Source organism: Streptomyces barringtoniae, assembly GCF_020819595.1.
GTDB classification, from domain to species: Bacteria; Actinomycetota; Actinomycetes; order Streptomycetales; family Streptomycetaceae; genus Streptomyces; species Streptomyces barringtoniae.
Map to the genome: position 1 here is coordinate 98,779 of NZ_JAJHNP010000028.1, position 24,333 is coordinate 123,111.

Genomic DNA, 24,333 nt, shown 5'->3' on the forward strand with positions numbered 1-24,333 from the left:
GCGGTACCGCGCGAACAGTCCAACCCAGCAGACCGGCCGGGCGATGAGGAGGCTCGCGACGATCGTCGGCACGTCGAGACCCAGGGTGGACCCACTCGCGTCGGGCACGCCGACCAGTCCACGGACATCACGGGCGTGGGTGGCGACATGCCGATTTGGCATGTCTATCGAAACCCGGCCCGGAGTTCAGCCGATCGCGAGCTGTCCGCCGCGTGCCTCGAGAACCGTGCCGGTGATGTAGCTGGCGCGGGAGGAGGCGAGGAACAGAACCGCTTCCGCGATTTCTTCAGGGTCTGCGACCCGCCCCAGTACGGTGGTTCGCCCGATCGCCTGGAGGGTTTCACCTGCCATCTCCTCCGTCCCGGGGGTATGGACAGGGCCCGGGGCCACGGCGTTCACGCGGACGCCCTGGGCGCCGAACTCGTCAGCCCATACTCGGGTGAGAAGTTCGAGTGCAGCTTTGGAGGCCCCGTAAGCGCCCGTTTCCCGCACCGGCGTGGTGGCCGCCGCTGTGCTCACATTCACGATGGCACCACGCCCACGTGCAGCCATTCCCGGGGCGAGGGCACCGACCAGGAGCATCGGCGCGCGTGAGTTGACGGCCATCTGAGCGTCGAACATCTCGGCGGTGGTGTCCGGCGTACTGGCGAACCGGTAGATGCCGGCGTTGTTGATCAGAACGTCCACTTCGCCTGCTTCAGCGGCAAGACGCAGGACTTCTTCAGAGCTACTCAGATCCGCAGCGACGAACCGAGCCTTCCCGCCTGCGGCAGCGATCTCTTTGACGGTCTCCGCACCCCGCTGCTCGTCCCGCCCGTGGACGATGACCGAGGCCCCCGACGCTGCCAGGCGCAGGGCCACGGCCCGGCCGATGCCGGCGGTGGCGCCGGTGACAAGAGCGGTGGATCCGTCCAGTTCTGCAGCCATGAAAAGCTCCTCCAAGCCGAGAGGAACGACATGCTGTCGGTTGTTCCTCGTGTAACTGATGATCCTGATGGTTCATGCCATGGCGACGACGGACCCACGCCGGACCGATCGTTGATCATGGTCCAGCCCGGGGCCGTGGCCCACGTGGTCCTGGGTTGGCCAGTGAGCTCGCCTTCGTTGATCACGTCCGCGGGAGACTGGAGCGCGCCGCTCTGCTCGTGGAGATCGACGGGTGCGCTACGTCCGGACCGGTGACGACGAATGACTGGTCGAGCTCGGTGAGGCCGCTCTTGGGCCGTTCAGCAACCGGCTGGACCGCGGTGTCCGTCCTCCCCTGTTCCCGGCCCAGCCGTAGGGTGCGTCGGTCCTCGTGGCCATCGCCGTCCTCGTCATGCTCGGGCGCGTATGAGCTACGAAAGTGCCGCAGAGCAGCAGCCGCGGGGTGGAGGCGCCGCCCGCTGTCCGGCCTGCCAAGCGGCAAGACCATCGGCACGAAGAAGGGTCAGCACCTCTCACCCACCACCGTCATGCGGATGCCCCGCGAGCACGACGAGAACGCCGCCACGACGGCGAGCGCGTGATCACCCGATACTTTGCGGCTGGTGTCTGAGCTAGGACTCCAGAGCCATGTACAAGCGCCCGGACCCTGTTGCCCGCCTCCGGCTGACCGACCGCAAGGCGGCCCTGCTCGACCGGATCGCCATTGAGGAGGGCCGCCCCGAAGCCGCCGTCCAGGCGGAGGAGGCCCGCGCCCCTCGCTGCCCAACTCAGGGCCGAGATCGAGGGCGCCGCATAGCCGCGGTCAGCGCGATCACGTCTCGCCGTCGTCGTCCTCGTCCAGCTCGGGCGCGTCCGGGTTGCGCAACGGTCGAAGGGCGCCAGCGGCATCTGCTCCAGGTGCCCGACGTCCCCGCGGATCGTGCCGTCCGCCAGCCCGGCCGAGGCCCGCGCCAGCACGAACCCCGCCAGCACGTCGGTCTCGAACTGCTCCAGCTCCTCCGCCGTAGCCGGCGGCCGGACATCGCGCAGGTCCCGTACGACAGCCAGCGCCAACCCGATCCCCCTCACCTTCAGCCCGATCGTGAACCGATCAGACAGAGTGAGAACGCTTCAGGAATCCTGAAGTTACGTCAGCCCGCGAACCACTGCCGGAAAGAAGACGAACCCCCTGGCCACGAGGTCGAGAACTCAGCGCGGCTCACAGCAACCCACGGGATGTCGCACACTACGTCCGCAATCGAATAGTTCCTCTGGCTGCCCGAGGCCCTTTCCAACCAGGGCAGGCCAAGGCCAACCGCGGACGGTGAACGGCAGCGACCAGGCCAGCCCGGCTTCTTAGAACCCCTAACGAAATGATCTTCGAGGTGGTTGGATCGCTTCGGAAGCGATGATCCGGGGGTGTGGGGTGGCGCGGCCGAAGCCGTGGGAAGTCGATGCCGAGCTGTGGGCGGTAGTTGAGCCATTGCTGCCGAGGGTGGAGCGTCGGACCCGGTATCCGGGGCGCAAGCGGCATCCGGACCGGCTGGTGTTCCAGGGCATCCTGTTCGTGCTGCACACCGGGATCGCCTGGGAACACCTTCCGCAGGAACTCGGCTTCGGTTCCGGCATGACCTGCTGGCGCCGCCTGGCTGAATGGACCGAGGCCGGAGTCTGGCCCCGGCTGCACGAGGTCCTCCTCGCCAAGCTCCGCAGCGTCAACGCCCTGAACTTCTCCCGGGCGGCGGTCGACGGCTCCCACATCCGCGCGTTAAAGGGGGAAACAAGACCGGACGAAGCCCCGTTGACCGGGGCAGAACGGGCAGCAAGCACCACCTGATCACTGACGCCACCGGCATCCCGCTCGCCGCCACCCTGACCGGCGGCAACCGCAACGACGTCACCCAGCTGATCCCGCTGCTCCAAGCCGTGCCGCCGGTGCGGGGCAAGCGCGGCCGGCCTCGCCGCCGACCAGACGTGGTGCTGGCCGACCGCGGCTACGATCACGACAAGTACCGCCGCCTGGTCTGGGACCTCGGCGTGAAACCGCTGATCGCCCGCCGCGGCACCGAGCACGGCTCCGGACTCGGCACCCAACGTTGGGTCGTGGAACGCGCGTTCGCCCACCTGCACTGGTTCCGCCGTCTGCGGATCCGATGGGAGATCCGCGACGACATCCACGAAGCTTTCCTCGCCCTCGGATGCGCACTCATCTGCTGGCGGCGCCTGGCAGCAGTTCAGCGCCGCCACTCATAGACACCCGGTGAGGACTGCAGGACCTCGCTCGGCCACTCCTTCAGTACCCGCCCAAGCAGCCTCCGCTGCTCGTCGATCCAACCCTCTTCAAGGTTCATAGGAAGGAACACGGAGACGCACGAACTGCCCAGATCCTCTACATGGACAGCGGGAGTCCCATGCTCGTCGTTGTGCGGCTGGATCCTGATCTCTGGACTATGGTCGTCGTCCCTCCAGCAGATGTCCTGACCTACAGCAAGGAGATCCAAAGCGCGGGACCAGTCTTCCAGGTCGGAAGGCAACAGGGACATGCCCAATCGACCGCTGACGAAGCTGCTCGTGATCAGGACCTCTGCGTCGAGCCGGTCGTGAAGATGCAGCACGCCCGGCGACCGACGTCCCAGCACACGCACCCGGAAGCCGTTGTCACCATCCGAGAGACTGATCAGTTCCACAGTGTGCCCTCTGCTCTGCCTTCCTTCACCCGCTAGGGCTCATGGTGCTGAACCAGAGCTTCGGCCACAACCAGATTGTCCAAGCTCATTCCGTTAGGAGTTCTTAGTCCGGAAAAGTGCCAGCGGTCTTACCGAACTCCTGGCCCGAGCACTCCGGGACCGCGGCCGCGAGGTCGTAGTCGAGCACCTGCACGTCCATCTGCCGCGCGTCCTCAAGACGCCCGCCAGCCCCCGCACCGCCAACCCCGAGCAGGAGACCGCCCGATGATCCGTCGCTTCCGTCGCTGCGGCCACGGCCCCGGCGCCCTCACCCCCGAGGACCAGGCCGTCGTCGACCAGTTCCGTGCAATGCTCGCCGCCGTACGCGACCCGCAACCCTGGACGCCCGGCCGCTCCCAGGACATCGCCGTGCGCGTCGGCCCGTTCATCGAGCGCGCGCACTCCCGGCCCGGCGACGACCACGGCACCGAGATGATCGCCGTGGCCCTGGTCCACCCCGACACCCCGCACGCCGCGGCCTACCTCCACGGCCGCCAGCTCGGCTACACCGACCGGGGCTGGCTGCGCTGCGAGACGACCGCGATCCTCGGCCTCTGGCAGCCGGCCTACACGATGCTCACCCACGCCGCCGCGAACCTGCCCCTCCCCGACGACGTCGGCATGGGCCCTGCCCACTACGGCGTCCACGTCGAAGCCCGCCGCGCCGACGGCACCGGCTACACGCTGCTGCGCCTCGGGCCCTACACCCAGACCTGGCTGGCCTCCCGCGACGCCGACCGCCTCAACACCGAGCTGGAAGGCCGCGCCGCCCTCGTCATCCCCGGCTTCACCGTCACCGCGAAGGACGCCGTGTTCCACGTCAGCGACCACGACAGCTACGCCGACCCGCACGGCGCCGACGTCGCCGCGCTCCTGGCCGACGCCATCGCGGGGGTGAGCGCGTGACCTCGGATCTGTACGAAATCGAGACCAGCGAGGGCGACGACGGCACCATGCACCCCGCCGAACAGGTCTGGACGCCGTGCGCCGACGGCGCGGCCGACCACGGGTTCATCGCCCACCAGGGCCTGTTCGTCGCCGGGATCGACGGCGGGGCCGACGACGACCTCTACCCGGTCGGCTTTTTGGTCCTCGGGCATCAGCGGTGGGCCGACATCATCGAGGCCGCCACCGCGTACATGGCCCGGACCCACGGCTGGCGCAACCTGCATCTGTACCCCGGCGACGACCCGGCGGTACTCATCCCCCGCATCCCGCGCGCCGTCCACACCCACGGCATCTTCTTACGGCACCCGCACCCTTGTGCATAGGCGGTCAGTGACCGGTCTGGGCCGGTACGTCAGGGGTGGGTTGGTTGTACCGAGTCGCCCAAGCAGTGAGACGGCGGATTCGTTGAGGGCTGTGGGGGGCTCGAGAGCAAACGGTCACGGGCGGAGGAGGGTTTTGATAGCGCGGCGTTCGTCCATGGCTTTGTAGCCTTCGGCGGCCTGGTCGAGGGGCAGGGTGAGGTCGAAGACGCGGCCGGGGTTGATGCGGCCGGTCATGACGCGGTCGACGAGATCGGGCAGGAAGCGGCGCACCGGGGCGGGGCCGCCCTGGACGGCGACGTGGGAGTAGAACAGGGCGGTGCCGTCGAGCTGGACGCCGTGTGGGACGCCGGCGATGCCGACGCCGCCGCCGGGGCGGGTGGAGTTCAGGGCCTGCTGGGTGGACTGTTCGGTGCCGACGCATTCCAGGACGCGGTCGGCGCCGATGCCGCCGGTCATGTCCTTGATGCGGGCCACGCCTTCCTCGCCGCGTTCGGCGACGATGTCGGTGGCGCCGAACTCGGTGGCGAGCTTCTGGCGTGCCTCGTGGCGGGACATGGCGATGATGCGTTCGGCGCCGAGTTCGCGTGCGGCGAGGACGGCGGACAGCCCGACGGCTCCGTCACCGACGACCGCGACGGTGTCACCGCGCTGTACTCCGGCGGCGACGGCGGCCCACCAGCCGGTGCCCATGACGTCGGAGCAGGCCAGCAGGTCGGGCACTTGGGCTTCGCTGGGCAGTTCGGGGGTGGCGACCAGGGTGCCGTCGGCCCACGGGATACGGATGTACTCGGCCTGGCAGCCGCCGACGAACTCCCGGTTGAGGCAGTTGCTGGGGTATCCGTTGCGGCAGTTGGCGCAGGTGCCGTCGCTGGCGAAGAAGGAGCCGACGACGAACTGGCCCGGCCGCACGGTGGTGACGTCGTCACCGATCTCTTCGACGATGCCGACGTACTCGTGGCCGATGGGGGCGGGGTCCTTGACCGGGTTGATGCCGCGGTAGTCCCACAGGTCCGAGCCGCACACGCAGGTGGCGAAGGTGCGGATGACCGCGTCGGTGGGCTTGAGGATGGTGGGGGCGGCGCGCTCTTCGACGCGGACGTCGCCCGGTCCGTACAGGATGGCTCCACGCATGGCGGGGTGCTCCTTGCTGTCGTTGGGGAAGGGGATCAGAGTTCGCGGGTGCGGGGGCCGGCGTATTCGGCGTCGGTGACGTGGTCGAGCCAGTCGACGTCGTCGCCTTCCCACAGGGCGATGTGGGTCATGAAGTGGTCGGGGGCGGCACCGTGCCAGTGCTCCTCACCCGGCGGGGTCCAGATCACCTGGCCCGGGTGGGCTTCAAGGATCTTGCCGCCGCGGGACTGGATCAGGGCGATGCCCTCGACGATGTAGAGGGTCTGGCCGATGCCGTGGGAGTGCCAGGCGGTGCGGGCACCGGGCGCGAAGTGCACCGCGTTGGCCCGCGTTTTGGAGGGGTCTTCGCCGCGGTAGATGACGTCGGCCCAGGCGTCGCCGGTGAACATCTTCTCGGGCAGCTTGGCGGTGGCGGGACGGGTGCGCAGTTCCATCGGTTGGCTCCTTGAGGGAGGTAGGGGGTGGGTCAGCTGGTGAAGAGGTCCTTGGCGACGGCCATGGCGGACATGGCGCGCGGCCAGCCGGTGTAGAAGGCGAGGTGGGTGATGGCCTCGATCAGCTGGGCCTCGGTGACGCCGTTGTCCTTGGCGCGCCCCAGGTGGTGGCGCAGCTGCTCGGTGCTGCCGCCCGTGACCAGGCTCGCCACGGTGATCAGCGAGCGGTCGCGCGGGTCGAGGCCAGGGTGCTTCCACACCTCCCCGAACAGGACATCGTCGGTGAAGTGCACCAGTTGCGGGGCGAAGTCGCCGAACATCTTTGCTGCGCCCGAGGGGCGATCGGTGTTGCCGGACATGGGTGAGATCCTGTCGTCGGGCCCCTGGCGGCGGGGCGGTGAGCTATGGGTGGTGCTGGACCGTTCCGCGGTCGGCGTGGCTTGGGTCAGGCGCGATGCCAGGCGGCGGCCATGCGGGTGGCGGCCAGCGCGGCTGCCAGAGCGATGACGGCGGCCAGGGTGAGGCTGATACGCAGGCCGTGCTGGAAGCCGGCCGTGCCGGAGATCAGTGCGCCGAAGACGGCCACGGCCAGGGCGCCGCCGATCTGACGGCTGGTGTTGAAGACCCCGCTGGCGGTGCCGGTCTGCTCGGCTGGCACGTGTTCCAGCAGTACGGCGGTGGTCGGCGGCATCACCAGCGGCCCGGCCAGCCCGACCGGGATCAGCAGCAGGGCGCTGGCCCCCACCGGTGCCGAGGCCGGCAGTACAGCCAGGGCGATCGATCCGGCCGCGATAAGCACCAGCCCGGCGATGACCGGCACGCGGGGGCCGGTGCGCTCCGCGATCCGTGCGGAGAAGGGGGTCAGGCAGGCGCTGAGCAGCATCATCGGCAAGAACGCGATGCCGGCACCGAGGGCGGACAGTCCGTGCTGCTGCTGGAAGTCGAGGCTGAAGACGAACGGCAGTCCGTAGAAGCCGACCATGAACGCGAAGCCGATCCCGGTGGCGATCACCACCGTGGGGACGCGGAACAGGGACAGTGGCACCATCGGGTGCGCCACCTTGGCCTGTGCCGGCACGAACGCGGCCAGCGCCGCGACCGCGATACCGAGTGAGATCAGCACCTTCGGGGCGGTGAACCCGGCCTCGCCGGCCTCGATCGCGCCGAAGGTCAGCCCGCCCATGGCAAGGATGCCGGTGATCTGCCCGATCCAGTCGAACGGCGCCGGACGCGTCGGGGACTGCGGACTGCGGGCGAGCAGGGCCAGAGTGAGCAGGCCGACCGGCAGGTTGATGAAGAAGATCATCCGCCAGGAGGCCAGGCTCAGCACACCCCCAAGCACCGGGCCCGCGGCGGCGGCCACCGCGCCGCCCATCGCCCAGACCCCCACCGCCCGGGCCCGGCGGGCCGGGTCGGGAAAGGCGTGACGGACCAGAGCCATCGAGGTCGGCATGGTCACAGCCGCACCGATGCCCTGCACCACCCGGGCGGCGATGAGGACGGGCAGCGACGGGGCCAGCCCGCACGCCAGTGAGGCGAGCACGAACAGGGCCACGCCGCCGGCGAACGCCTTGCGGGCACCGATCCGGTCCGACAGGGCGCCCGCGGACAGCAGCAGGGCGGCGAACATCAGCGTGTAGCCGTCGACCACCCACTGCAGACCGGTGATCCCGCCGCCCAGCGCGTCACGGATCGAGGGCAGGGCCACGTTCACGATCGTCGCGTCCAGGGTGATCACGAAGAACCCCAGCACAGCGGCGACCAGCGTCGCCGTGGCGTGCCGGCCGCTGTCAGCCGTGCCGACATCCGGAGAGCGGCGCGAAGTAGCGGTGACGGTCATGACGGGCGTGATCCTTTCCAGTGGGAAACGCGCCGGGCCAGACGGTCCGGTCACCCATCCACAGAACCACGCACCGGCTCTGACCTGGGAGTCCTTGCTGGGAGGGGTACTGGCAGGGACCCCCGCAAACGGCACCGGCCTACGCTGGAGCCGTGCCAGCCGACACCGTCCGCGAGGACATCCGTACCTTCCTCACCAGCCGCCGGGCCCGCATCACCCCCAAGGAGGCCGGCCTGCCCGACTTCGGCGGGCGGCGGCAGGTATCCGGGCTGCGACGCTCAGAGGTCGCTCAGCTCGCCGCCATCAGCGTCGAGTACTACACCCGCATCGAACGCGGCAACGTCGGCGGCGTCTCCGAGGACATCCTCGATGCCCTCGCCCGCGCCCTGCGCCTGGACGACGTCGAACGCGCGCACCTGGCCGCACTCGTCCGCGCTGCCAACAACCCCCACCGCGTCCCCGACCGCGACGGCGGCATCAGCCACGTACGGCCCAGCCTCCAGCAGATCCTCGACGCCATGACCGGGGCCGCCGCCTTCGTCCGCAACGCCCACCTCGACATCCTCGCCACCAACGCTCTCGCCCGCGCCCTGTACACAGAGGCCCTCGACAGTGACGAGCAGCCGCCCAACCTGGCCCGCTTCGTCTTCCGTGACCCGAGAGCCCGACGCTTCTACCGCAACTGGGAGGGCATCGCCCACGACGCGGTCGGCAGCCTCCGCACCGAAGCCGCCCGCAACCCCGCCGACACCGACCTCGCCGACCTCATCGACGAACTCGCTACGTGCAGTGACGAGTTCGCCCAGCGCTGGGACGACCACGACGTCGAGTACTACCGCTCCGGCCAGCAGCGCTTCCACCACCCCGACGTCGGCGACCTCGACCTCGACTACGACGCCCTCGAAGTCCCCGCAGACCCCGGGCTGACCATCGTCACCTACACCCTCGCGGCCACCGGGCGGCATGCCGCAGCCTTCGCGCGTCTCTACGGATCTCAGGCATCGACCCGTCGGTCACAGGGATGACCAGGATGACGCTGCCGATCCACGACGCACAACTGATCGTCCCCTGCGCTGCAGATGCCGGCCCCTGGGCACGAAATGGACGGGTCCCGCTGGCCCGCCCTGCGGTTTCGTGCACCCTCGCTGCGTGTCGCCGTGTCCCGTCGCGGTGAGCAGGATCTCCCGGCCGGCGCGGCCGGACCGAGAAGGAGCGGGCACCGCCCGGCTGGGGGCGAGTAGTCGACTACTGACCGGCTAGGGTCCGCAGGTGTTCAGTAGACCCGGGTCGCCGCCCTCCGGTCAGCACCGCCGACGCCAGGAGCCCCAAGCAAACCGACCCGCTACGACAGGCTCGTCGCGCGAAACGCCAAGCTCAAGCGTCACAACCGCGAGCTCACCGAGACGCTCAGCCCTGGGGTGGCAGCCGATCTGGAAGCGCCCCCGGAAGCCGAAGTCGAAGGCGGCGAAGAAGCAGGAGCTGCGCAAGCAGCGGCGGCGACTCCAGGACGCCGGGAAGCGCCGCCTCGCCGCCGGGCAGTCGCGTCGGCCCCGGTCCCGGCAGAACCGGATCGGCAACGCGGCCGCGCGCCGCGATGCCCGTGACCTGTCCCGGGTGCGGCACTCCACCGCCTGGCTGTGGTGACGATGCCGGGCATTGTCCACCGAGTGGAGCCCACGATGTTCTGCATCCAGTGGCGATGCACGACATCGGGTGGACTCCACCCGATGGGATCCGCAGAGTGGACTCCACTCCGGTGCGCCGGATGACGATGCACGCCACGTGGTGCGCACCGCGATGTCCGCCACCGCATCCGGCGGCGCACCACCCGACGATGCCCGGCACTCTCGCGTGCGCCCGGTGCGCCGCACCGGTGTGCCCACCGCCGACCGACCCCTTGACCAGGTGCGGCCGGTGGCGTGCTTGACCCCTTGACCAGGTCCGCTACCGAGGACGTTTCTCCTTGACACAGCCCGTTTCGGCTGGCGATCAGGTCGTGGTCAAGGGGGTGCGTGATAGGGGAGCCTGCCCGGCCGTGGCGCGCGCCAGGTGCGGTGCGGTGATGCCGATGGAACGCACCACGATGGGCGATGCGGTGTGGCGCGCGGCGGTGGCGCGCATCGGGTGCGCCTACACGACGGTCAGGCGCACCGGGTGCGAGCCGGCCGGTGCGGGGTGGGCATCGAGGGCCTGGCCCACTCCGACGGCCTCCAGCTGACGCAGAGTGTCGGCGACGTCCTCGTGGTCCTCGGTGAGGAACTGCGCGGCGAAGTCGATGACGGAGCGGGCGATGCCTTCCGCCGTGTCCGGTCCGGCCTGTGCCCAGGTCCGCAGCGAGGTCACGAAGACGCGTCCGAGGGCCTCCAGGGCGAAGGTGTCCGCGCACGGCTCGCCCGCCTCCGGGCTGGGCAGCGCGGTGACGGGGACGACGATCCGTTCGACGACATCGACGAGCAGCTCGGGCATCCGCGGCTCGCCGCTGGCGAACTCGCGGGAGGCTTCGACGTCGTCGGCCTGGACGGCGCGGAGGTAGCTGAACGCGCTGATGGCCGCGGCCGGGGTCATCGGGGCGAGCGGCATGTTGGTGGTGGGCATGATGGCTCCTCACGTACGGGGCGCCGCGCCGATCGCGGCGGCCTCATAAGCGATCTTCGGAGCGAGTGCCTGTGGATAGAGTCCGCGCACTGACGGTGGGCGGACTCGCCCGGTCGGCGCTGTGACTGTTCACGTTAGTTGGCGGGTGCGATGCGTGGTTCCTGCAGGTCGTCACGGTTCTGTTCACTGTGATTGGCGGGTTCTGTTCACGTTGGATGGCAGCGGCGGTCCCGCACCGGCCCCGAATACGATGACGTACGGATCTCTCATCGAACGTCTGGGCTTCGCCTGATCTCATGCTCTGTCACCAAGCCAGCAGGATCAGCACTACGGCTTCTGAGGTTCTTGCTCAGCTGGGTCGGACGCGTGTGCGCGACGACCATGGGATCGAGGCAGGTCGTCCGTTTGCCATAGATGCGAGACAACGAGCAGGTTTGCGGTCTGTGGCTTCTTACGTCGCCAAAGTTCGTTATGTGAAATCGCTAGGTTTTTCACCGCTTCGCGCTCGCTGTGGTGGTCACCGGTCTCCCCGAAGATTTCGGCAGCGGCGGAATGGCAGCTTATGGCCACGTCGAATTGCTCGCCGCCGGCCAAGGCGAGTCCCATGTTGCCGAATGCCATAGCCAGGCTGCGACGATCGCCAGCCTCCTGGAAAATCTCGGCGGCAGCACCGTGGGCGAAGACGGCGTCACTGAATCGACCAGCTCCTCGCAGTGTGACACCAAGGTTGTTCAATGCCTGGCCTCTACTGTATTGATCGCCGATCTCCTGGAAGATGCTTACAGCAGCGTGGTAGAAGAAGATGGCCTTCTTGAACTGCCCGATGCGGGTTGCCGCGAGCCCGACGTTAGCCAGCGCCTCGCCCTCGCCTCGGCGCTCTCCGATCGCCCGGAAGATGTCAGCAGCAGTGAGGTGGGCGTCGATGGCTTCGTTGAAACGCCCAACCCCTTGCAGCGTGAGTCCGAGGTTGCCCAGCTGCGCACATTCCTGGTAACCGTCACCCACTTCCCGGAGGATTTCGACGGCAGCGGTCTGGGATTGAATTGCTTCGTCGAAACGCCCTACCTCGGCAAAGGTGGCCCCGAGGCCGCCCAGTGCCGCGCCCTCTCCACCACGGTCACCACAGTCCCGGCATATTTCCAGGCTCTGGCTGTACGCCTGAATGGCCTCCCCGAAACGCCGTGCCTGGAGCAGAGCAAGCCCGAGATTGTTCAGCGCCACGCTCTCACTTCGTCGGTCGTCACTCTCCCGCAGGATGCCAGCAGCGGCAGTAGCGACAGCGATCGCATCCTCGAAGTAGCGGTACCAGGTGAGGTACTGACCGAGCGCGAAGGAGAGTTCAGGACCGACTGAGTGGTGGCCTGCTTCGGCGGAGGTCGCGGCGGCGACCAAGGCGGTGCGCTCGGCCTCTAGCCAGGCCAACGCCTCTTCCCGATTGTGAAACAGGGAGTCAGGCTCATGGTCAACCCTTAGGTGGGTGTTTGCGGCCTTGGCGGTAGTGAGATAGTGGTCGAGCAGTCGTGCCACCGCGACGTCACGCTGGTCGTCGGCAGCGTGGTAACGGCCCAGGTCATCGGCAAACAGGCGGATGAGGTCGTGCATCGACCACCGCTCCGGGGCCGTGGCTACTGGCCGCAGGAGATGAGCGCGCGCCAAGTCGGCAAGCAGCCGCCGGGACTCCGCCAGGGGCTGATCGACCAGCCTTGCGGCTGCAGTGGTAGAGACGACACCACCCGGCGCGGCGGCCAACAGCCGGAAGGCACGAGCCTGAGAGTCGTTCAGATGTTGGTAGGACAGCTCGAAAGATGCCCGAACCACAAGTGGATAACCCCCACCATCCTCGCCGTCGTACGTCATGGCCTCCAGCCGGGTTCGTACGTTCTCCAGCTCGTGGGCCTGGTCATCAAGCTCCCTTGCAGGCTCATCCCTCAGCAGTGCAGCAATGATCTGCAAGGCCAGCGGAAGGTAACCACTTAGCTCGGCCAAACGTGACGCCGCTCCTGGTTGCCTGGTGACGCGGTCGTCGCCGGTTCCCCCAACTCGCAGTGCCTTGTCCAGAAGGGCGACGGCCTCATCCGGTGTGAGCGGGGCGAGGCCAATGCGATGAGCAGGCAAGCTGGACAGGGTGTGGCGGGAGGTGACCAGGGCTCGGTGCGGGGCACCGGGCAATAGGCCACGGACCTGACCGGGCGATCGGACATTGTCCAGGACTGCCAGTAGCGGCCGCCCCTGCGCTGCCAAGTCATCGAGCGCGAGGCGCCAAGCGTCAAGCTTCTCCTCCAGCGTGGAGGGCAGGTCCTTGGCTTTCAGACCAAGAGCACGCAAAAACTGGTCGGCCACTGCGTCGACCTGCGTTGCGTTGTCGAGGCTATAGCCGCGCAAGTCAGCGAAAAGGATCCCGCCGGGGAACCAGTTCCGCGCACGGGCCTGATGGGCAGCCTGTAAAGCGAGAGCGGTCTTGCCGACGCCTCCCATCCCCGCCACAGCCGACACCACCACCGCGGCCTCTGAGTCGTCCACTTGTTCACGCCCGGCCTCCAGCCAGTTCAAGACCTCGACCAGCTCTGCAGTACGGCCAGTGAACCCGACCGGAGCTGGCGGGAGCGTCACAGGGCCGTTGGGTGGTGAGGTCGTATTCGTGCCGGTCCGTGGTCTTCCGCCGCGGCTAGCGTTGCGTTCTTGCCGCGCCTGGTCGAGAAGCTGCTGCCACCATCCCTGCGACCGTCGCGCGTATCCGCTCCCCGCCCGTGCAGCTTCGTGCTGAAGGAAGTCGACAAGGGCGAGGAAGTACCGGGTGTGCTTCTGGCCGGGCACAGTGGGCCCGTTTAGCCAGCCGTTGATCGTTGAGTCCGCCACGGTAACCGGAGGCCTCTGTTGCCGCCCGAAACGGACGAGCTGGTCCAGCGTCGGGCGCCCCGCCGCCGCGTACACGGCGCTCAACTCCGCTCGGAACCGCTCCGCATGCTCTCCCACAACGCCCACCCCGCTTACTGACTTCCGAAGTTGAATCCCCCAGGAAATCACGCGGCCCTTGGGCTGACCAGCCTAGTTCCCGCCCCAGCTCCGAGTACCGACATCGTCGGAAACCCCCCGGAACCCGCGCCATGGCGTCTCCGTCCGGCAGCACCCCGCAGCCGGCCTTCTGTCAGGAGACGTCCATGTCCCACAACCAGGAATCCTCCCGCGCGCGCCGTGCCCTGCACATGTTCCTCGTCGTCCTCGGGCACCTTGCGCTCGCTTCCACCAGTGGCGCTGTCGAAGCCCTCATTGCTTGGCGCCTCAGCCACTGATCCCAGGCAAGACGAAGCCGTTCGGGCCAGCGCTCACAGCTCCAGGCCTGAACGGCTTTCGGCGCCATGTGATCACTCGACGGCCTCGATCCGCCACTTCTCGTGAACAACCGCCAACTAACTCGAACAGTCACAGGCGCTCGCGTTGCCCCTTGTCCAGTTCCGCTACCTGCGACATTCCGCCCATTTAGGTGGGGGAGGAATCTCCGTCCCGCCACGCTGCGCGATGCCCCGGCGGTCGGGGCTGCGGACTCCGCTCGCCGTCTCGCTCGGGTCGACGGCCGCCTTGTCCGCGCGCTGCTCCCGACACCCCCGCTGAACCGCGGTCTTCTCAACTCGAAGCTGCAGACCTCTACCTGTAGCTGGCGCCGGTGAGATGCCGCGCGCGGCAGGACGCGGCATCTCCCCGGCGCCCAGGTCAGCACGAAGAGACGGACGTGTGGACCAGGTGGAGCAGCTCGCGGACCAGCCCGCCGGCCAACGTGGCGGAAGCGGCGTAGAACGCCGCCTGCCCGAGGCCCTGGACTAGACGATGGCGGGCACGTCGCCGTTTCGGGACGGGGCGGTGCGTACGGTGGGACATGACGGTCTCCGTTCAGGGGATGAGTCGGCTGCCCCCGCACCGCGTGTTCCTGGCAGGGATACGGTGCGGGGCGCAGTTTCTGCAGCCCCAAGCCTTATGGCTGACGTCCGCTGAATGCAGCTCCTGAGGCTCGAATCTCGATGTAAGTTCGGCGCCATGAACGGGAATCGGGCCACCACGTGGGTCGAAGGGACTTCGGCCGACCTGGTTGCCGACGCGCACGCTCTGGGTGTGATGAAGGCCAGTCCCAGGATGGTGACCTCTTGGGTCGAGGACGGGATGCTCGCCAACCCTGAGCCGCGCAAGACCAGCGCGCACGGCAGCGATCCGCGAGTCTTCCCCCCGGAACAACGTGAGTTGTTGACCAGACTTCTCGAAGCTCGAGAGCGTTCCCCGCTGGGGCGCATCCCGCAACGGTCGCTGATCCGTGTCGTGCTGTACCTGTGGCTGATCGACGACACGATCGTGCTCACCCCGCAGGCGCGCCGAGCCTGGCGTACCCACGCGCGCGCTACTGGCCAGACGACCGCCGTCCGGCGCAGCGAGAACGTCCGCGCCATCGTTGAGCAACTTGCCCACCCCTCAGCCACCTTCAAGCAACGGCGCGCCGCCCAGCTCGTCCTCGAGGAAGGCGAGCGGACGGGCCGAATCGACATCGACAGACTGACCGCGGTCCTCACGGAGTTGTACTCGCCCTGGCCAGTCCAGCCCGGAATGCCGAGGATCGAACGAGCCCTGGCCGGCCCGTTCGGGCCCGTCCCCGTCCAGCACCACATCGCGATGTGGAAGGCCAGAGAGCAGACGATCCGCCGCCTTCGGCACGAGGAGATCGACGAGCAAGAGCTCGACCGGGTGCGCGCCGTCTTTCGGCCAGAGTGGGCGGATTACCAGGCTCGTCGGCCCGCCCTGGCGACCATCGGCGCCGGAGAGTTCGCGGCGTACTTCGCTGAGCCCGACACCATGGAGGGCCGCGCGATCGAGGCGGTCGATGCTTTCGTGGGAACGCTCGCCGGCGAACTCGGGCTGATCGAAGCCGCATCCCATGCCGCAGAGACGGCACGCCTCAGACTGGCGCGCTGACGGCCCGAGGCCGGTCAGCGAGCAGTTGGTCCAACTTCAGTGGCAACGTGTCCCCGTTCGGTGTCACTGGACAGCCGGGCCTGCCTGATGATCACGGCTCGGTAACGGCACTCAGTGGAGCGTCACACCGTCGACTTTCACGACACCTCTAGCAGGTGACGGGGGGATTCCATCCGGACCCCCGCGCCACCTGTGTGAGGAGCCTTGTCATGACGTACACCAGCAGCGCCCGACAGTCCGAACCGGCGCCGCGCCCGACCCGGACAAGGGGTGCCGAGCGGCCTCCGGGCGGCCCGGAATCCAGTGCCGTGAACGGTGCCGCGAACGATTCCAACGTCGTGTCCATCACCGCAGCTCACACCGCCCGCCAGGGGACCTCCCGGCACGCTGACACCTCTCTCCCTTCCCCTGAGACGTCAGCGAAGGGGAAGAAGTCCACCCCCACGGCCGGGAAGGTGCGTGCCGATGCGCTGCGAATGCTGGGCTGCGTGCGGATAGCCACGGTCCGGCAGATGGCTCAGGTGATCACGAAAGAGGAGTCGGACGGCCGGTCGTACGTGCGCAGGGCCATGGTGGAGCTGGCGGAGCTCGGGCTGGCGGAAACGAACGGCAAGGACGGCAAGCACCCGATCTGGAACCTGACCCCGGCGGGACAGAAGGCTCTGGCCGACGGCAACGAGCTGCCTCCCCGACCGAAGGCCGGCACCGGAGCGAAGGCCGTTCGCGCCGGGTTCGGTCCGCACGGCGTCGCGGTGACGGACGATCCTGGCATTCGGCGGCCGCAAGCATCTGACCGACTGGCAGGTGGAGGTCAACCACGCCATCAAGGAGACCGGCCTGAGCTTCAACACCGACGCCGTCCTCGCGCTGCCGACCCAGACCAGCGAGGTGCGCCTCTTCGAGCTCGACAACGGCACCATGTCCCAGGCCCGCCTCGCCAAGGAGGTCTGGGACTACGAGCGCTACGCCGGGCACCGCGTCTGGGAAGGCGCCCGCGGCACGATCGGCGGGACGTACCCGTTCTGGCAGCGTCACCGCTACACCCGCTCCACGACCTTCCCACGTCTGCACGTCGTCCTGGCGGGCAAGGAGGAGCACCTGCTCGACAACCGCCTCCAGGCGCTCGCGGACGACGTGAAGGGCATCGCCGTCGCGGTGTGGGTGAACACCCTGCCACGGCTCCAGCGGGGCGAGCCCTGGTACGAGATCGGCGTCGACGACCCGGACCGGCGCCGCCAGTGCTACCCAGAGCCCGTCGGCCGCTGACGCCGCGCGCGACGCCGGGCAGGTGCGGCCGTGCCAGTCGCTGGCCAAGCGGCGGCACGAGAGACGTGGGGTGGCCCTAGCCGGGCGGTGCCCAAATGTCCGGCCCGACTTCCCGCCACTCCACCCAGGCCGCGGTCACCACGTCCTCGGGCTCGACATCTTCGGATCCGGCCTGGCGTAGGAACTCGACGATGTCGAGCAGCGTGTACGCCATGCCCATGAAGTGGCTGCCGACGCGGACCCGCCTGCCGCCGTCCTCGGCCGGCCGGGTAGACGACGACCTGCGGTGTCTCGGTCACCTTTTCAGAGTGCGGCGCGGGCCGGCAGCGCGCATGCGAGACGTTAGAGCCGTTCGTAGGCTGGTGGTGCTCGGGGCAATCACGGAGGTCTACCGATGCCCCGAACCATATGGTCAGGCGCTATTTCTTTCGGATTGGTCACTGTTCCGATCAACGTACAGAGCGCGACCGAAGATCACAGCATCCACTTCCACCAGTATCACCTGGAGGACATGGGGCGCGTCCGCTATCGCAAGGTGTGTGAGCTGGAGGACCGCGAGGTCGACCAGTCCGAGATCGGCAAGGGCTACGAGCTGACCCGCGACCGGGTCATCCCGATCAGCGATGAGGAACTGAGCAACCTCCCGCTGCCGACGGCGAAGGCGATCGAGATCGACGCCTTCGTGGCACTGGAGGACATCGACCCGATCCGCATGGGCGCCGGGTACTACCTCGCCGCCGGCGGGCAGGTCGCCGCGAAGCCGTACAAGCTCCTCGTCGAAGCGCTGCGCCGCTCCAGCAGGGTGGCCATCGCGAAATACGCGTGGAGCGGCCGCGAGAGACTGGGCATGCTCCGCATCCGCGGCGACGCCCTGGTCCTGCAGGAACTGCTGTGGCCCGACGAGATCCGCGACCCCACCGAGCTGCTCCCCTCCCCGGCCGAGGTGTCCGAGGACGAGATCGAAGGCGCACTCGCCCTCATGGACACCATGACGGTCGACGCGCTCGAGGGCGAGGAGTTCACCGACCGGTACACCGAGGCGATCGCCCAGATCATCGAGGCCAAACGCGAGGAGAAACCCCTCCCCGAAGCGCCCGAGCCGGAGCAGCCGGCCCAGGTCCTGGATCTGATGGCCGCGCTGAACGAGTCGGTACAGAAGGCCAAGGCCTCCCGCACCGCCAGCGGAGGCCCGGCGCAGGTGCACGAGCTGCCGAAGCCGAAGAAGAAGGCGGCCGCGAAGAAGCAGCCGGCCAAGAAGACCGCGGCGAAGAAGGCGACCGCGAAGAAGGCGACTGGCCGCCGGCCGCGCAGCGCCTGACCGCGCTGACGCCAGTCGAGGATGCCGAGTGCGGTGTCCGGCCGGCAGTGGACGCATGTCGGTACCTGCCGTCGCAACGCGTCGAGCGCCTGCTGCCGGGTCGCCGGGCGGCACCGCCCGCTCTTGGCCGCAGCCCAGCAGCCGCCAGTGTGCACGGCATCCTGGGTCGGCCTGTACGGGGGCGCCATGCCTGTCCCTCGCGGGGCGGGCAGGATCGGCATCTCGTTGGTCAGCGGTGTTCCGTGGGGTCAAGTCCGTCGTCGGGCGGGGGGTTCCAGTCGTCCGGCTCACCCCACCGCTCCCGCATCTGCCCCTTCCGGGCCTCCGGTGCCTCGAGCCACCGTTGTGACGTGCCCTTCGGCGGCGGGTAGGGCCAGCGGGCGCGTTCGATGCTGGTGATGTGGAGCAGGTGGTCCTGCCCGGCGTACTGCATCAGCAGCCGGTCGGGCGGCGGCGGGAGTTGGTTTCCGGTGCGCTTCGGGGAGCCGTTCTCGGCCAGCCACCACCGCAGCCAGCCGTAGACGGCCGAGGAGTACAGCGGCATCAGGGCCGGGGCGTTGTCGTCTGCGGTGACCTCGAACTGGTAGCCGCGGCGTACGGGGTCGTCCTCGGCGAGCACGGCCACCACGCATCGCTCCGGCTCGAACGCCGATGTGACTAGGCATCCGGGCAGGCGCCACATGAGCTGGTCCACGTCCAGGCCGGCCGGGCCGAGCGCCCGCATCACGACCACCGACGCGTCGTACGCGGCCAGGATGCCGTGGTCGCGGACACCGAGGCGGTCCACGGTCACCTGGCACGGGCCCGGCCGGAGGTAGACCACTCGGGTCCAGACATCCGGCTCGGCCACACCGGCGTACGGATCGAGGAAGGCGCCGGCGGGGTGGACGGTCAGAGCCACCCTCAGAACACCGTCCGGCCCGGGAGCCGACTCGGCCACGACCTCCACCGCGCAGTGCTGCCCGTACGGGAATTGGGTCTCCGGCGGCTCGTGCGAGGGCGATGTCATGGCAGGCAGCATGCCACCCAACGGATTGAGTCAGAGGGGCGGTTCAGACCCAGATCTCCGGGCCCTGCCCGATAGCGAACACGACTTCCCCGAAGGTGCCCAGCCGCCACATGGCCGCCTGGTCGTCCCCAGCTTCCGTCACGGCCGCCGGCACCGTGCTGAGCAGCGCGGCGAACCGTGAGTCGATCCCTGCGACGGCCGCAGCTTCCTCGCATGCCGCCGGCACCGCCGCCAACCGCTCCTCCACCCGCTCCGGCTCGGGTTCCTCTGCTTCGAGTACGTCCGAGAACGGCTCCCACAGCTGCTGCCAGATCACCGCTGCCGCGGCCATGTCCGGCCGGGAGACCTGCCAGGAGCCGGACTGCAGAGCCCGGGCTGCGGAAGCGAGAGCTTCCTGGAACGACGTCGCCGTACCGCCCGACTCTAGACGTGCCCGTACACGGTTGGCCGACGGGCGTGGGCAGCAGTCGCGTCAGGCGGCACGACCGCGTCCTGGAGTAGCGTCGTCCACCAAATTGCAGGGCCAGTACGGCAAGGGGAGTTGGGGCAATGGCGGACCGTCCCGAGGCACGGCACCGGCTCTGGGAGCTCTACGAATGGCACGTGCCCCACGCCTGGCTCTTCGCGACCGTGGAACGCGGGGAAACTGCCGTCCCGACCTCCGTCTCGACATCTACGACGGCTCCGAGCAGCCGGGCCGGGAGGGAGACGGCAACGCTTACGCGTCCACGCTGGCCACCCTTCCTCCGCCATGGCCGGACCTGGCGGCGCGGATCCCTGATCACGGGCCTGACGCCTGGAGCCCGGACGACTACCGGCGGGCCAGCGAGGCATGGGAGTTCGAGGACAAGGTGCGAGACCTGGCCAGCCACATCGCCGCCCCGGCAGCAGGCGAGGACTCGCGCACGCTCGTGCAGCAGCTCCTGGAGCAGCACCTGTACAAGGACAGCGTCACCGTGCTCGACGGCCCTCGCACGCTGGTCGGGCTGAACATCGGCGGGCACCCGAGCAGGGTGAAGTTCGGCTTCGCCGCCCGGGTCACCGCTGATGCGCCGGCCCCGCCTGAACCGCCCGCGACCCGGGCTCTGTACGGGGCCGTGCTGACCGCCTGGTGGCTGGACTGGCACCAGCGGACCGCACAGCCGCCCACGATCACGATCCGCTCCATCGACGAGGTGGCCGTGCCGTGGCCCGTCGGATTCCGGATCGAGCTCCCGAACCTGACCTCGCACTGGATTCGTCTGCACGACGTCACCCCGTTCGAGTGGGGGCGCCGCGATCAGGGCAGCCAGCAAGTTGCCGGCTTGTGAGTCTGGGAGGGCGACAGGAGGGGGCCCGGGCCGGGCACGGTTCGGGCCCCCTCATCTGCGTACGCGTCCACCGGGGGATGACGTCCTGCACGCGTTGCCGTGACCAACGCCGGGTGTGCAGAAAGGTCACGCCGATAAGTGATCGTGCAGCCCTGGACACCTATTCCAGGATGCCGAGTGCCGTATCCGGTCGGCAGTGGACGCATGCTGGCACCTGCCGCCGCAGCGCGTCGAGCGCCTGGCCCCGGGTCGCCGGGCGGCACCGTCCGCTCTTGGCGGCCGCCCAGCAGCCGCCGGTGTGTACGGCGTCGATGTTGCTGCGGTTGAGCCCGTACTGGATCAGCCACTCCGGCTCCGGCGGGCGCCGTTCCTCGCCCTGCCGTCGCTCGCGCTCGCGTCGTTCTTCGTCGGCGATCCACCGGTCGATCAGGGCGAGCTGCCGCGCGGTCTGCTGCTCGACGACGCGGCGGGCGAACCGCAGCATGTCGAGGCGGGTCTGCGGGGAATCGTCGTGCACTGGGTCTTCCTCCGCGCTGTGCCCGCGTGTCTCGCCTTGCCGAGAAAATCGAACACGCGCTCTAATCTCAGTATGCACCGTGCAGAGCACCTCACCGAAACCCAGGAGCGCGTCCTGCGCTGTATCCGGCAGACGATCGCCGACCGTGGCGAGGCGCCGACAGTGCAGGAGATCGGGGACGCGGTTGGGATGCGCAGCCGGTCCAGCGTTCACTACCAGCTGGTCGAGTTGGAGACGAAGCAGGCGATCGTCAGGGAGCCGGGCCGGGCGAGAGGGATCCGGCTCGCATGACCAGCCCGGGCCGCTACCACCTGCTGCTCGCCATCTCCGAGCGGCCGGTTCAGCACGGCTGGTGGCGGCGGGAGGACGTCGCCCGCGACAAGTTCCACGCCTGGGTCGACCAGTACGGCCGCACCATGCCCGGCGCCCGCGTCACCCTGACCGACGAGGACACGGGCGACGTACTCGACGACAGGTAGCTCCCGCCACCGGGCTACTCGGCTGGATCCTCCGTGGCGTGCCGGACCGCCTTCTTCACGGCCTGCTCCAGCTCGTAGCGATTCTCCCCGGACGCCTCGGCATGCGCGGTGACGGCGGCCTGCGCGGCCTCGGCCGCCTCACGCCAGCGCGCCCACTGCGCGTCGTATTCCTCGCCGGCCAGGCCCGCGAGCTTCGCCCGCTCCTGTTCGGCGGATCGTTCCAGCTTGATCAACTCGTCGGGGACCTCTGCCACGAACACGGATCCTAAGTGGTCAAGCCTCGAAGTCCTTCGGGGGTTGACGCGGTGGTGGGCATGGCGCCGGAGGGGTAGTCAGGCGTCGAGGCGCTGGAGTTGGGCTCGCAGGTTCAGTCGGGTGTCGGCATAGGTGCCGATGCTGGGCGGAGCCCGTACTTGTCTCGCGAGGTAGCGGCGCTGGCCGCCGGGGACTTGCGCCATGCCCGGGAGCTCACTGAGCCGAGGGCCGGCGCCGGCGCCACTAGTGACGGTCACGCTTTGAGTGGCCGCAATCTACCCTCGCTTCGAGCGCCAGGGGTTGTTCTTGAATGAGCGCTCATATATGTTTGCCCTATGCCCAGACCTCGAGAGTTCGAGCCCGACACCGTCCTGAACGTGGCCATGCTGCGGTTCTGGGAGCGCGGGTACCGGGCGACGTCCATCGAGGATCTGGTGAAGGCGACCGGGGTGAAGCCCGGCAGCCTCTACAGCGCCTTCCCCGGCGGTAAGCACGCGCTGTTCCTGAAGTCGTTGGAGCGTTACTCCAAGCTGGTCGTCCCCGAGAAGCTGGGCGAGCTGGAGGCTTCGGGCGCGTCGGTGGCCGAGATCCGCGGCTACTTCGACGGGCTGGTGCGCGACCTGCTCAGCCCTGAGGGCCGGCAAGGCTGCCTGCTCGTCAATACGGCGATCGAGAAGGCAGCCGAGGACGACGGGGCGGCGGCCGTCGTACGCGGCCATTTGGCCCGGCTCGAACGGTGCATGACCCACGCGCTGGAGAACGCGGCTCGTAGGGGTCAGGTGCGCGCCTCGCTGGACTGCCCTGGCAGCGCCAAGCTGCTGGTCGCGACATGCCAGGGGCTGATGGTGGTCGGAAAGGCGAATCCCGACGAGGCGCTCCTGCGGGCGATCGTCGACAACGCCTTCGCCGCTCTCGGCTGACGGCCAGCCACACGGGCCACCGTACGGGGTGGCCCTCTTTTTCGCACCCATAGTTGAATACACGCTCAAGAATGGAGCCACGGCATGAAGGCCATCGTCATTTCCGCCCACGGCGGCCCCGAGGTGCTCACCCTCACCGAACTGCCCGACCCGGTGCCCGCCGACGGCGAAGTGCTGATCCGGGTCAGGGCGTTCGGCCTCAACCACGCCGAGGCGTACATGCGCGGCGGAGCTTGGGGTGAGGTGGCGGCCGTCCCCGGAATCGAGTGCGCCGGAGTGGTCGAGGCCGACCCAGCCGGCGAACTCCCCGTCGGGACCCCGGTGGTGGCGATCCTCGGTGGCATGGGCCGGACCCGCAACGGCAGCTACGCGGAACTGGTGACCGTGCCGGCGACCAACGTAGTGGCCGTGCACCCGTCGCTGGACTGGGCCGACCTGGCCGCGGTTCCCGAGGTGTACGCGACGGCGTGGAGCGGCCTGTTCGGCAATCTGGACCTGCGGCCGGGCGAGACGATCGTGGTGCGGGGAGCGACATCCTCGCTCGGCCAGGCCGCCGTCAACCTCGCGGTCGACCACAGGGCGACCGTGCTCGCCACGACCCGGAACCCGGCGCACGTACGGCTGTTGAAGGAGCTCGGGGCCACGGATGTGCTCATCGACGACGGCGTGCTCGCCGCCCAGGTCAGGGAGCGGGAGGTCAGCGTCGACGCGGTGTTCGACGTCGTCGGCAACAGCGTCCTGCGCGACTCGCTGGCCCTGGTGCGACCCCGTGGCCGGGTGTGCCAGCTCGGCTTTCTGGGCGGCTTCGACCCGGTGCGGGACTTCGACCCGATCACCGATCTCCCCAGCGGGGTCCAGCTCAGCTTCTTCGGCAGCGCCTTCGTCCTGGGCACCCCCGCATTCCCGCTCACCGACGTGCCGTTGGACGAGATCTACGCCAAAGTCGCAGCCGGTGCCCTCCGGGCCCGCCCCACCCGGGTCTTCCGGTTCGACGAGATCGTCGAAGCCCACCGGGTCATGGAGGCCGGAGAAGCCCTCGGCAAGATGGTCGTCACCCTCGATTGAACCCCCAGACTCTCCGTCAGCTGCCAAGGGCGCTCGCCGCGCCGTAGGAAATCGGCCTGGTTCTCCCCGCGCTGCGACAACACGGACCGGCCCGACTGGCTAACAAACCGGGCGTGACGTGCCGTCGCACAATACGGGGACGGGTGCGGCATAGGTGCCGGCCCGTCCCCCCCACCATCCCCCACCGATCGGTCGTCCTCCTTCCGTGCCTGTGTGCCCCGCCGTGCCCGTGGTGCTGACCGCCTCCGAGCGCCACCGGCTGAAGAAGATGGCCTACGGCCACAAGGCACCGCACCAGGCCCGGAAGCGGGCAGCCATCGTGCTGCTGGCGGCCCGGG

Annotated in this window: 26 protein-coding genes and 3 pseudogenes; 14 read left to right on the forward strand and 15 right to left on the reverse strand. The window is 68.9% G+C overall.

Translation table 11 applies throughout. From position 1 onward, the window contains the following. Nucleotides 1-186: 186 nt before the first annotated feature. On the reverse strand, nucleotides 187-927 hold the full coding sequence (locus LMU33_RS36665) for an SDR family NAD(P)-dependent oxidoreductase (protein WP_228625618.1): 741 nt from the start codon (nucleotides 925-927) through the stop codon (nucleotides 187-189). Nucleotides 928-2,314: 1,387 nt separating this feature from the next. Here LMU33_RS36665 and LMU33_RS36670 point away from each other — a divergent pair. Beyond that, nucleotides 2,315-3,159, forward strand: a protein-coding gene (locus tag LMU33_RS36670; protein WP_372478127.1) for an IS5 family transposase whose coding sequence is annotated in 2 segments (ribosomal slippage) — nucleotides 2,315-2,659 and nucleotides 2,662-3,159 — 843 coding nt in all. Because the reading frame shifts where the segments join, the coding sequence is not laid out codon by codon here. Here LMU33_RS36670 and LMU33_RS36675 read toward each other — a convergent pair. Then, entirely contained in the window at nucleotides 3,141-3,593 is a 453-nt protein-coding gene (locus LMU33_RS36675; RefSeq protein ID WP_228625621.1) for a DUF5959 family protein, read from the reverse strand. The two genes, LMU33_RS36670 and LMU33_RS36675, sit on opposite strands and share 19 nt — an antisense overlap. A 264-nt stretch (nucleotides 3,594-3,857) precedes the next feature. Between LMU33_RS36675 and LMU33_RS36680 the strand changes: the two genes are divergently transcribed. Both LMU33_RS36680 and LMU33_RS36685 read left to right on the forward strand, forming a co-directional pair. After that, complete coding sequence (locus tag LMU33_RS36680; RefSeq protein WP_228625623.1) at nucleotides 3,858-4,538, forward strand: hypothetical protein; 681 nt, start codon at nucleotides 3,858-3,860, stop codon at nucleotides 4,536-4,538. Continuing rightward, nucleotides 4,535-4,903, forward strand: a complete 369-nt coding sequence (locus LMU33_RS36685; protein ID WP_228625625.1) for a hypothetical protein — start codon at nucleotides 4,535-4,537, stop codon at nucleotides 4,901-4,903. Before LMU33_RS36680 ends, LMU33_RS36685 begins: the two co-directional genes overlap by 4 nt. A 114-nt stretch (nucleotides 4,904-5,017) precedes the next feature. Here LMU33_RS36685 and LMU33_RS36690 read toward each other — a convergent pair whose 3' ends face one another. From LMU33_RS36690 to LMU33_RS36705, 4 genes are all read right to left on the reverse strand, one after another. Then, the gene (locus LMU33_RS36690) at nucleotides 5,018-6,034 is read right to left on the reverse strand and encodes a zinc-dependent alcohol dehydrogenase family protein (RefSeq protein ID WP_228625627.1); all 1,017 of its coding nucleotides are present in this window, start codon (nucleotides 6,032-6,034) and stop codon (nucleotides 5,018-5,020) included. Nucleotides 6,035-6,069: 35 nt separating this feature from the next. Then, entirely contained in the window at nucleotides 6,070-6,468 is a 399-nt protein-coding gene (locus LMU33_RS36695) for a (R)-mandelonitrile lyase (RefSeq protein WP_228625629.1), read from the reverse strand. A gap of 32 nt (nucleotides 6,469-6,500) precedes the next feature. After that, complete coding sequence (locus LMU33_RS36700) at nucleotides 6,501-6,827, reverse strand: carboxymuconolactone decarboxylase family protein (RefSeq protein WP_228625631.1); 327 nt, start codon at nucleotides 6,825-6,827, stop codon at nucleotides 6,501-6,503. 86 nt (nucleotides 6,828-6,913) lie between these two features. Beyond that, on the reverse strand, nucleotides 6,914-8,308 hold the full coding sequence (locus LMU33_RS36705) for a DHA2 family efflux MFS transporter permease subunit (protein ID WP_228625633.1): 1,395 nt from the start codon (nucleotides 8,306-8,308) through the stop codon (nucleotides 6,914-6,916). A 152-nt stretch (nucleotides 8,309-8,460) separates the two neighbouring features. Here LMU33_RS36705 and LMU33_RS36710 point away from each other — a divergent pair, with 152 nt between their 5' ends. Next, nucleotides 8,461-9,333, forward strand: coding sequence for a helix-turn-helix transcriptional regulator (locus LMU33_RS36710; RefSeq protein ID WP_228625635.1), 873 nt, complete (start codon nucleotides 8,461-8,463; stop codon nucleotides 9,331-9,333). Nucleotides 9,334-9,721: 388 nt separating this feature from the next. After that, nucleotides 9,722-9,952 (forward strand): annotated as a pseudogene (locus tag LMU33_RS36715) (hypothetical protein); the annotation flags it as partial. Between the two features lie 486 nt (nucleotides 9,953-10,438). On the opposite strand, the gene LMU33_RS36720 reads toward LMU33_RS36715, so the two are convergent. Both LMU33_RS36720 and LMU33_RS36725 read right to left on the reverse strand, forming a co-directional pair. Continuing rightward, nucleotides 10,439-10,903 (reverse strand): hypothetical protein, encoded by a 465-nt coding sequence (locus LMU33_RS36720; RefSeq protein WP_228625637.1) that lies wholly within the window; start codon nucleotides 10,901-10,903, stop codon nucleotides 10,439-10,441. 327 nt (nucleotides 10,904-11,230) lie between these two features. Then, nucleotides 11,231-13,453 carry a tetratricopeptide repeat protein gene (locus LMU33_RS36725; protein ID WP_228625639.1) on the reverse strand — a complete coding sequence of 741 codons (2,223 nt, stop codon included), beginning with the start codon at nucleotides 13,451-13,453 and terminating at the stop codon, nucleotides 11,231-11,233. A 1,437-nt stretch (nucleotides 13,454-14,890) separates the two neighbouring features. On the opposite strand from LMU33_RS36725, the gene LMU33_RS36730 reads away from it, so the two are divergent. From LMU33_RS36730 to LMU33_RS41545, 3 genes and pseudogenes are all read left to right on the forward strand, one after another. Beyond that, nucleotides 14,891-15,856 (forward strand): hypothetical protein, encoded by a 966-nt coding sequence (locus tag LMU33_RS36730; RefSeq protein WP_228625641.1) that lies wholly within the window; start codon nucleotides 14,891-14,893, stop codon nucleotides 15,854-15,856. A gap of 512 nt (nucleotides 15,857-16,368) precedes the next feature. Then, a pseudogene (locus LMU33_RS41540) lies at nucleotides 16,369-16,557 on the forward strand (replication-relaxation family protein); the annotation flags it as partial. Between the two features lie 103 nt (nucleotides 16,558-16,660). After that, complete coding sequence (locus LMU33_RS41545) at nucleotides 16,661-17,122, forward strand: replication-relaxation family protein (protein WP_308280836.1); 462 nt, start codon at nucleotides 16,661-16,663, stop codon at nucleotides 17,120-17,122. A gap of 76 nt (nucleotides 17,123-17,198) precedes the next feature. Here LMU33_RS41545 and LMU33_RS36740 read toward each other — a convergent pair whose 3' ends face one another. Further along, entirely contained in the window at nucleotides 17,199-17,336 is a 138-nt protein-coding gene (locus LMU33_RS36740; protein ID WP_308280837.1) for a hypothetical protein, read from the reverse strand. A gap of 180 nt (nucleotides 17,337-17,516) precedes the next feature. Here LMU33_RS36740 and ku point away from each other — a divergent pair, with 180 nt between their 5' ends. Then, nucleotides 17,517-18,440: a non-homologous end joining protein Ku gene (gene ku, locus LMU33_RS36745; RefSeq protein WP_228625643.1), complete on the forward strand. Its 924-nt coding sequence runs from the start codon at nucleotides 17,517-17,519 to the stop codon at nucleotides 18,438-18,440. Between the two features lie 35 nt (nucleotides 18,441-18,475). On the opposite strand, the pseudogene LMU33_RS41270 reads toward ku, so the two are convergent. The 3 genes and pseudogenes from LMU33_RS41270 to LMU33_RS36760 all read right to left on the reverse strand — a co-directional run. Further along, nucleotides 18,476-18,661 (reverse strand): annotated as a pseudogene (locus LMU33_RS41270) (DUF6233 domain-containing protein); the annotation flags it as partial. Nucleotides 18,662-18,669: 8 nt separating this feature from the next. Further along, nucleotides 18,670-19,449 carry a hypothetical protein gene (locus tag LMU33_RS36755; RefSeq protein WP_228625644.1) on the reverse strand — a complete coding sequence of 260 codons (780 nt, stop codon included), beginning with the start codon at nucleotides 19,447-19,449 and terminating at the stop codon, nucleotides 18,670-18,672. Between the two features lie 43 nt (nucleotides 19,450-19,492). Continuing rightward, nucleotides 19,493-19,780, reverse strand: coding sequence for a hypothetical protein (locus tag LMU33_RS36760; RefSeq protein ID WP_228625646.1), 288 nt, complete (start codon nucleotides 19,778-19,780; stop codon nucleotides 19,493-19,495). Nucleotides 19,781-20,045: 265 nt separating this feature from the next. Between LMU33_RS36760 and LMU33_RS36765 the strand changes: the two genes are divergently transcribed. Next, a complete protein-coding gene (locus LMU33_RS36765; RefSeq protein WP_228625648.1) occupies nucleotides 20,046-20,759 on the forward strand; it encodes a hypothetical protein in 714 nt (237 codons plus the stop codon). 160 nt (nucleotides 20,760-20,919) lie between these two features. Here the strand turns inward: LMU33_RS36765 and LMU33_RS36770 are convergent, their stop codons facing one another. Continuing rightward, on the reverse strand, nucleotides 20,920-21,276 hold the full coding sequence (locus tag LMU33_RS36770; protein WP_228625650.1) for a DUF6233 domain-containing protein: 357 nt from the start codon (nucleotides 21,274-21,276) through the stop codon (nucleotides 20,920-20,922). A gap of 72 nt (nucleotides 21,277-21,348) precedes the next feature. On the opposite strand from LMU33_RS36770, the gene LMU33_RS36775 reads away from it, so the two are divergent. Then, nucleotides 21,349-21,567, forward strand: coding sequence for a LexA family protein (locus LMU33_RS36775; protein ID WP_228625652.1), 219 nt, complete (start codon nucleotides 21,349-21,351; stop codon nucleotides 21,565-21,567). Then, on the forward strand, nucleotides 21,564-21,755 hold the full coding sequence (locus tag LMU33_RS36780; protein ID WP_228625654.1) for a hypothetical protein: 192 nt from the start codon (nucleotides 21,564-21,566) through the stop codon (nucleotides 21,753-21,755). The genes LMU33_RS36775 and LMU33_RS36780 overlap by 4 nt, the downstream gene beginning before the upstream one ends. Before the next feature lie 14 nt (nucleotides 21,756-21,769). Here LMU33_RS36780 and LMU33_RS36785 read toward each other — a convergent pair whose 3' ends face one another. Then, complete coding sequence (locus tag LMU33_RS36785) at nucleotides 21,770-22,009, reverse strand: hypothetical protein (protein WP_228625656.1); 240 nt, start codon at nucleotides 22,007-22,009, stop codon at nucleotides 21,770-21,772. A gap of 78 nt (nucleotides 22,010-22,087) precedes the next feature. Beyond that, complete coding sequence (locus LMU33_RS41550; RefSeq protein ID WP_283844288.1) at nucleotides 22,088-22,213, reverse strand: hypothetical protein; 126 nt, start codon at nucleotides 22,211-22,213, stop codon at nucleotides 22,088-22,090. 132 nt (nucleotides 22,214-22,345) lie between these two features. On the opposite strand from LMU33_RS41550, the gene LMU33_RS36790 reads away from it, so the two are divergent. Both LMU33_RS36790 and LMU33_RS36795 read left to right on the forward strand, forming a co-directional pair. Further along, a complete protein-coding gene (locus LMU33_RS36790) occupies nucleotides 22,346-22,930 on the forward strand; it encodes a TetR/AcrR family transcriptional regulator (protein WP_228625658.1) in 585 nt (194 codons plus the stop codon). Between the two features lie 84 nt (nucleotides 22,931-23,014). Further along, the gene (locus tag LMU33_RS36795; protein WP_228625660.1) at nucleotides 23,015-23,995 is read left to right on the forward strand and encodes a zinc-binding dehydrogenase; all 981 of its coding nucleotides are present in this window, start codon (nucleotides 23,015-23,017) and stop codon (nucleotides 23,993-23,995) included. Nucleotides 23,996-24,333 lie beyond the last annotated feature (338 nt).